We start from the raw sequence: 7,291 nt of genomic DNA, 5'->3' as shown, positions 1-7,291 counted from the left end.
TTTTGAATGAGTTTAAAAGCTTGCTTGTCAGCAAACTTTGCCACTGCCTTTGGTGCTTCTTTACTAAACTCTGTGGTAATCACCACCTGAGCATTTAACTCTTTAAGTGCTTGTGCTTGGTTAAAGTCATTGGTGAGGATTGGGTTAAGCTGGTTTTGAACTTCTTCTTGTTTGAAATTCTTTGTGTTGATATGGCTAAGCCCTGCTTGGTCAGTGATGGCAGTGTGGGTGGTACTGGTTTTATGAGTTGGGGTTATTATACCATATCCTAAGGCTGTTGGCGAGATACCACTGCCACTGATAGCGACGCCGATACTGCCTGCTTTGCCGTCATAATCTAGGTGGTTTTGTATATTTTAGGTGGTGTTAGCCGAACCCAAAATTTTTATAGTTTATTGAATTTTTTGATTTTTTTAGTATAAAATTGAGCTGATGAGCTATTGGTTTTGTAGTAGCAGCCTCTCTAAATTATTTACTTTATTGACAAACTCTTTCATTGGTACTTGTATGTATATTTCTGACTCTGGACTCAAATCATCATAGCAAAAAAATGGTTTTTTGTTTAAGTAAAAATAAAAAAATATATCAACTTTATTTCTTATAGATCTTTTTGTAAAATCATCAAATGTTTCTTCTAGAGTAAAATAATAATTGTCTATTATTTTACCGTCATTCGTTTTAAAAAAACTCATAAAATTATCATTATTTATATCATTACAAAAATAATAATCATCATGAATTAATCTTTTAATATCATGTAGAAATGAAGGTATATAGTTTGGAGAATCTAGTGTTCCGATTCTAAGATTTCCAAAACTTATGGCAATAGGTAAAAATAAGGATGATTCATATCTGCCAATTTCAAAAGATATAGCACAATCTTTAATCACATGATTCATTAATTACCTCTAATTGAAGATGGAACATGATTAATATCAATTGCTCTGCTTTGACCAGATTGCGTCACACCATTGGTTAATCCATTCCAGTGGAAATTGCCATTACCATCATTTTGAAATCTGTGATAAATGGTCTGATTATTTTTTCGCTCAACAGCCCATCTATTACCATCAGGCGTCATAATACTTCTTTGCCAAAGCTCAAGATGATTAGGTGGAATAACAGACTTTGTTCTATTATATCCAAGCAAACCCCTGCCACTTGGATCATGGTGACCAGGATTTTCATAATACTGTCTACTAACTGATATCAATGTTCCTTTAGTTGAAGATTTGGTGCCTTCTACAATATAGTCGCCTGCACCACCCCTTTCAATTGTATGAACACCCAAAATTCTATGTCCTGTTTTCGGGTTGGTAGAACCTATAGACAATGTGGGCGTCGCATTCCTTGCATTGCGCCCAGCCACCGCCGCACCAACCGTCCCAGCACCAGCTTGCATTAGTAAATCTTCAGTGCTTCCAGGTGTTACTCCGCCATCTCTTCTAAGAGCTTCATTTCTTGCGGTTGCATCAGGCTGTGTCCAGCTCGATATCTCCATTGCAGCCAATGTGTGTCGTTTGTTTTGTATGGCTGCCAGATGCGGAGTATCAACACCTATGAAACCACCTGTAAATTGGTCAAAATCCTCCCAAGTCAAAACACCTTGTTTTACTAAATCAAGCTCTATTTGTCGAGTTCTATCTGATTCTCGTTGCCATTCTTTTTTAACCTGCTCTCTACAAGCATCATCTTTGCAAGCATCATATTTTCTTTCTATTGCTTCATAAGAAACTGCACCAGCATCTTTTAAGGCTTGAATATGCCTTCTTTGTCTGGCGTTTAACTTACTGCTTTTTAATGCAGACTCATGACTCAAATAATTCCACTGCACCTGCCCCACATTGTTAGCAGTACTTGCAGTATCACCACCAACGGTTGCACCAATGCCTGCTGATAGAGCAAGTAGGGCAGTATCTCTGACTTCTTTGTCAAAACCTTGTTCTTTTAGATACTCATCAATCTTTGGGATGGTGTAAGCGGTTGTGCCTGCTGATAGTCCACCCTCCACCGTCCCCGTTGCAAGCAGTCCCATTGCTGTATGTAGTGCGGTGCGATAAACCCCACCTTCACTCCATTTGGCTGCTTCACTTAGGATGTCATTGATCTGTTCATCGCCCAAATGTTCGATATTTTGTAACTGCGATAGGATAGCATCTTGTTGATACTGGCTAAACTCCGCCACTGCCTTTGGTGCTTCTTTGCCAAACTCTGTGGTAATCACCACCTGAGCCCCAAGCTCTGTTAACACTTGCTCTTTGTTAAAGTCATTGGTGATGATTGGGTTAAGCTGGTTTTGAACTTCTTTTTGTTTGAAGTTCTTTGTGTTGATATGGCTAAGCCCTGCTTGGTCAGTGATGGCAGTGTGGGTGGTACTGGTTTTATGAGCTGGGTCTATTTTACCATAGCCTAAGCCTGATTGTCCGGTTAGTGGCAATGTATTGGTATCGTGAATTTTCATCCTATTTTTTTGTGCAAGCAATTACACGCATACCTTTAACTTAACTAAAAAATTAAATATGAATACCTTAGATCCCTATATTTAATTTCATTACTATCATAAGATGATACATGAAAATCCACATTATTTAAAACCCCTTTATATTTCACTGGTTCGGTAAAATTTTCCACAATTATCTTTCCATTATTTTTCTTTCTTTTTATATATATGTATGTTTCAAGAGGGTATTCAGCATAAGGAACAATTAAATATGCATTCCTACTAATTATAATACCATCATAAACTCTAAAAAAAGTATCCCTACCTTGATGGTGTTGTATTATTGTTATGCAAATTTCATCACAGTAATAATAAGCTGTTTCTTTTGCTAGAAATAAGTATAATAGAAACGCAAATATTAATATAAAAATAAGTAATATAATAAAAATTCCAAATATATATCTACAAATAGTCATTTTATTAAAAATCCTCTAACTGTTTATTTTTTGCATTCTAAAGAGTTTGTATTATTTAGATTGCATTCTATTCTTTTTAAGCCTAAACTATAACCATATTTACTTCTTAGATATTGATAATCAATTTCTCCATACCTAGGATATGTACCATAAGTGTAACCAGTTGTTTTATGTCGGATAAGACCTAATTTGCCACCAGCATGCAAAGCACCGCTAGCTTTTTGAAATTCCTCATAAGGTATACCCAATGTTGCTGCATTCATGCCAGCTAATATATTTCCACCTTCTCTTAGTGTAATATACTTTCCATCAAATAGAAATCCATGATAAGATTTGCCTTCATGATTTGGATAACTTGACTTAATATCGTATATGTTTCCTGGCAGACTGTTGTAGGCATAAAGCTCTTCAGCATAAAATCCAGCCGACCAAGCCTTGTCATTCAATCTATAGATGTATTCATCTATACTCTCTCCAATATAGACTCTGCCAACAGGATTGCCTGTATCGGGGCTAATAAATGCATCCTCAAACATTGTTTCTCCAATTTTTATTGGGTTGTCAATACATTTATCATTTTGAAAATTACACTTATATATTCCTTTATCCCCATTTAAAATAACTTTTTTAACTTCATTCTTTTTGTCAATAAAAGTAGCATTATTCTCCACCGCCCCCTTCCCAACCTCAGAAGCACTCACCGCAACACTGACATCACCCATTGCCCCATAAGCAATGCTGGCTGTGCCTAGGGTAATGATACTGGTGATGGTATCTTTTTGTTCTTGGGTAAGCTCTTTTGGGTCTTTGGTATTAAATAAGAAGTCTGATAAGGCAGGAGCGACCGCTTCACTGGTTGCACCTGATAGAGCACCAGTTGTGATGTTGTTGCCTGTGGCGTAGCTTACCGCAGCACCTAGTATGGCATGAGCTAAAAGGTGCTGTGCTGAACCTTCTTGGTCTTTACGTTTAAACTCTTGACCGATACGATAGGCAAGCTGTGGGCTTACTGCTCTTACTGTATCGCCTATGATACCATTTGAGTTGGGGGCGTACAAGGCTGATGTGATGCCATCGAAGAGTCTTAGGTTGTCATCTATTTGCTTGGCTTTGGTTTCAAGTTCTGTTTTTCTTGTACTGAGTTAAATAGGACAACAGAGCCATAAAAAGCAATGTTGATGGTATTGATATCGAAAGATAAGACAGTGTTTCATCTATAATATCAGGTAAATTTGTATTGTAGAAACGAAAACTAGGGGCTTTAAAAATCAGAAAACCATAAATGATTATCAATAAAAATGAAATCAAATTTTTTAACCATTTATTTCTTATTCCCCATTGAATAAAAGACACAAGAAGCAAGACTGGCGAAAAAAATATGATAGCAACTAACCCAAGTAAAAATGGTAAAAATACCACTATTTTACCTGATTCAATAAAATTATCAGTAGTTCTATACCCTGTGTATTCTGCAAACATTGCGAACATCAAAAAAATAATATAAGACGCAATATAAAATGATAAAAAAACAAAAAACAATGTTTTAAAAAATAAAGCCTCTGTTCTCATGGCTTGCACCCCTGTTGCTCGGTATATCCTAGAAGTTTACAACCATATCTAATTCTTGAACTTTTGTCCAGTATATCTATTCCACCAGGTTGTGTTTGCTCTTCTTCAATAAATTTTCCTGTGTATTTACGATTTTCACTATCCGTCATCCAGCTTGAAAATCCTCTAAATTTATCTTTGTCAGATAAATACTTTTCATGAATCGGTTGTAATAATACTTGCTCATCACGCAATTGTTTAATATCCCATTGCATGGCATTTGGACGATTATTATACAAATGCTTAAAATTATTAAATCCTCCTTTCATCAAGGCGTCGCCAGCTTCTTTTCGCCAATCATAAATATGTTTTGGATTGCCAGAAAAAACACTACCCATACCAAATGTTACATAGGAAAGATTACCATCAGCCCCCAAGCCTGTGAATTTTGCACGAGACACTTTATCAGCTCCACCAAACCATCTAGCACCCACACCTAAATTTTTTTCGTACTGATTACTTGCAGCAAAGAAATTTGCTCTATTATCAATAGTATTAAAATAATTAACAAATCTTGTATTGGCATTAGGAGTATTATATAAATAATTAAAAGTTTGTTTAGAAGTTCGTGAAACATCACTTTTCATTACCGACCAAGCTTCTTGCATTGCAATGTATTGAATTTGACTTGATATGGCTGTACGACACGCGTCACTGGTTGGATTATTTGAGCATAATTGCTCAGCTTCTTTATCTAAACGCTGGCTGAGTTGTTCGGCTTCTTCAATAGTTAACTGCCCCTTTCTAACTTTTTCTAAGGATACATGACTCAAATAATTCCACTCAACCTGCCCCACATTGTTAGCAGTACTTGCTGTATCACCACCAACGGTTGCACCAATGCCTGCTGATAGGGCAAGTAGGGCAGTATCTCTGACTTCTTTGTCAAAACCTTGCTCTTTTAGATACTCATCAATCTTTGGGATGGCGTAGGCTGTCCCACCTGCTGATGCTGCACCCTCAACAGTGCCTGTCGCTAGGGCAGCGGTTGCACTGCGTAGGGCTACACGATAAACTCCACCTTCTGCCCACTTTTTTGGCTTCTGCTAGTTTTTCATCAGCGGTAAGATTAGGATTGTTGCTTATCTTGGTGATGGCATGGCTTGATATCTCAGCCACTGCCTGCGGTGCATTTTGTCCAAAAGCAAAGCTAACCTCTCTTTGTAATTCAATCTCTAGCATCTATGATGTTTGTTTTTTTAATCTCACTCGCTCTTGCCATATTTCTTTGGGGATATAATATGGATCATCAAGTTCAGATTCGGTTAAGTTACTGATTCCACGCATATATAAACCATTCCAAGAGTCTTCTTCAGGAATGTAAGCAAATTTAATTTTAAACCCACCTTTTTCATCAAGCGTTACTTGACATTGAGTCCAGGGATCTTTATGAAATAGGGGGAGTTTTTGTAGATTTAATAATAAATCAATAATTTCATTGTCAATATGTTGAACAGGGTTATCCCACCCTTGGTAAAAGCTATACTTTATATTGTTTTTATCAAACCAACGAGAACCAGCTTGAGTTTTATTTTTGTAAAGCTGAGCCGAAAAAACTATTTTTATTGCTTCAAATGGCATAATAGACCATAGTAATTCACCAATTTTTTGATAGATAATTTGATCTTCTGTTAGCATATTAATTTCCTGTTGATGTGTTTTTTAAAGTTTGACTATCAAGTTTTACATCATTAATAACTTGATTAATAACAAAACTCTCAGGTCGCTTACTATTTCCTGAATATATAGGTTGAATTTTAACTTGTACTTTTCCTCCTGCTTGCAATGTCTTTTTCCATTGCTGCTCCAGTTTATACCACTCTCCACCAGCGCCATTTAATTTAGCATCCATAGGCACTAAATTAATAGCCTCACCAGGACCACCGAATATCGAGGCAATTAAATGTCCGCCACAATCACTTTCTTGACGACATGAACCACCTGCAATACGCTGTTGGTAGGCGTTTCTATTCCAGGGATCTATTCTTAGGTCAGCACTTACTTCTTTGACTCGTTTTTGTGCATCTGTTGTATATTGAAAACCATTGTCAAAACGATAAATACTATTTGCTTGCGGCTTATTGGCTAACTGACTCCATTGGTTTGTTCGTCCTCGCTGTAGTTCAACAACTGCCTGTTCAACTTTTTTGCCCGCTGAAGTCAGTTTGTTCGATTTATATAGAGCTGCAGCCTCTTCAAACAGTTTCTTTGCTAAACCATAGCCTTTTGTTGCAGCTCGTTCAGCAGGAATCGCAGAGGCGATTGCTAAAGCTTTTTCACTTAAATTTTCAGCATTGTAATAATCTACGCCAGCACCATAAGGTGAGATAACGAATTTGGCAGCTTCATTTAAAATAACTAGCTGTTTCCACTCAGCTTCTCTAAAGGCTTTATCCCATTCAGGATCATTACTACGCAGTTCATGCTCTCGCATAATTTCCAAACGGATTTCTTCAATTTGGTTGTTCTCCACCCCCACTTTCCCAACCTCAACTGCATTCACCGTATCGGTGACATTACCGCCCGTTGTGGTATATGCGGTTGCAACAGTGGCTAGGTTTAGAATGCTGACGATGGTATCTTTTTGTTCTTGGTTAAGTTCGCTTGGGTCTTTGGTACCATATAGGTAAGTTGCAGACTTTGCTCTTCTGGTCCATTGCCACTATTTCGTTTTATAAATTGCTATGTATTAGTCCAATTATAGCAAATATATAAAATAAAATATATAAAAAACCACAAATAGCAAGAATGATACAAAAATTCCTAA

Annotated in this window: 8 protein-coding genes and 1 pseudogene; all 9 read right to left on the bottom strand. The window is 36.9% G+C overall.

What is annotated here, in order from left to right; translation table 11 throughout:
• Window positions 1–437: 437 nt before the first annotated feature.
• Window positions 438–899, bottom strand: coding sequence for a hypothetical protein (locus A7456_RS10455; protein ID WP_082995578.1), 462 nt, complete (start codon window positions 897–899; stop codon window positions 438–440).
• Window positions 899–2,437 carry a hypothetical protein gene (locus A7456_RS11795; RefSeq protein WP_228141041.1) on the bottom strand — a complete coding sequence of 513 codons (1,539 nt, stop codon included), beginning with the start codon at window positions 2,435–2,437 and terminating at the stop codon, window positions 899–901. The genes A7456_RS10455 and A7456_RS11795 overlap by 1 nt, the downstream gene beginning before the upstream one ends.
• 502 nt (window positions 2,438–2,939) lie before the next feature.
• Window positions 2,940–3,974: a VENN motif pre-toxin domain-containing protein gene (locus A7456_RS11045; RefSeq protein ID WP_082995577.1), complete on the bottom strand. Its 1,035-nt coding sequence runs from the start codon at window positions 3,972–3,974 to the stop codon at window positions 2,940–2,942.
• 58 nt (window positions 3,975–4,032) lie between these two features.
• Window positions 4,033–4,485, bottom strand: coding sequence for a hypothetical protein (locus A7456_RS10435; RefSeq protein ID WP_067010428.1), 453 nt, complete (start codon window positions 4,483–4,485; stop codon window positions 4,033–4,035).
• Entirely contained in the window at window positions 4,482–5,297 is an 816-nt protein-coding gene (locus A7456_RS10430) for a hypothetical protein (RefSeq protein ID WP_197940284.1), read from the bottom strand. The genes A7456_RS10435 and A7456_RS10430 overlap by 4 nt, the downstream gene beginning before the upstream one ends.
• A gap of 187 nt (window positions 5,298–5,484) precedes the next feature.
• Window positions 5,485–5,706: a hypothetical protein gene (locus A7456_RS10425; RefSeq protein ID WP_064620791.1), complete on the bottom strand. Its 222-nt coding sequence runs from the start codon at window positions 5,704–5,706 to the stop codon at window positions 5,485–5,487.
• The gene (locus A7456_RS11630) at window positions 5,707–6,162 is read right to left on the bottom strand and encodes an immunity protein YezG family protein (RefSeq protein ID WP_064620794.1); all 456 of its coding nucleotides are present in this window, start codon (window positions 6,160–6,162) and stop codon (window positions 5,707–5,709) included. It abuts the gene before it with no gap.
• A gap of 1 nt (window position 6,163) precedes the next feature.
• Complete coding sequence (locus A7456_RS10415; RefSeq protein ID WP_197940326.1) at window positions 6,164–6,958, bottom strand: DNA/RNA non-specific endonuclease; 795 nt, start codon at window positions 6,956–6,958, stop codon at window positions 6,164–6,166.
• Window positions 6,959–6,994: 36 nt separating this feature from the next.
• A pseudogene (locus tag A7456_RS11955) lies at window positions 6,995–7,120 on the bottom strand (hypothetical protein); the annotation flags it as partial.
• Window positions 7,121–7,291 lie beyond the last annotated feature (171 nt).

The organism is Moraxella nonliquefaciens (genome assembly GCF_001679005.1).
In the GTDB taxonomy this organism is placed as follows: Bacteria; Pseudomonadota; Gammaproteobacteria; order Pseudomonadales; family Moraxellaceae; genus Moraxella; species Moraxella nonliquefaciens.
The sequence above is the reverse complement of the archived record's forward strand: the minus strand, read 5'-3'. Positions and strand labels throughout refer to the sequence as shown.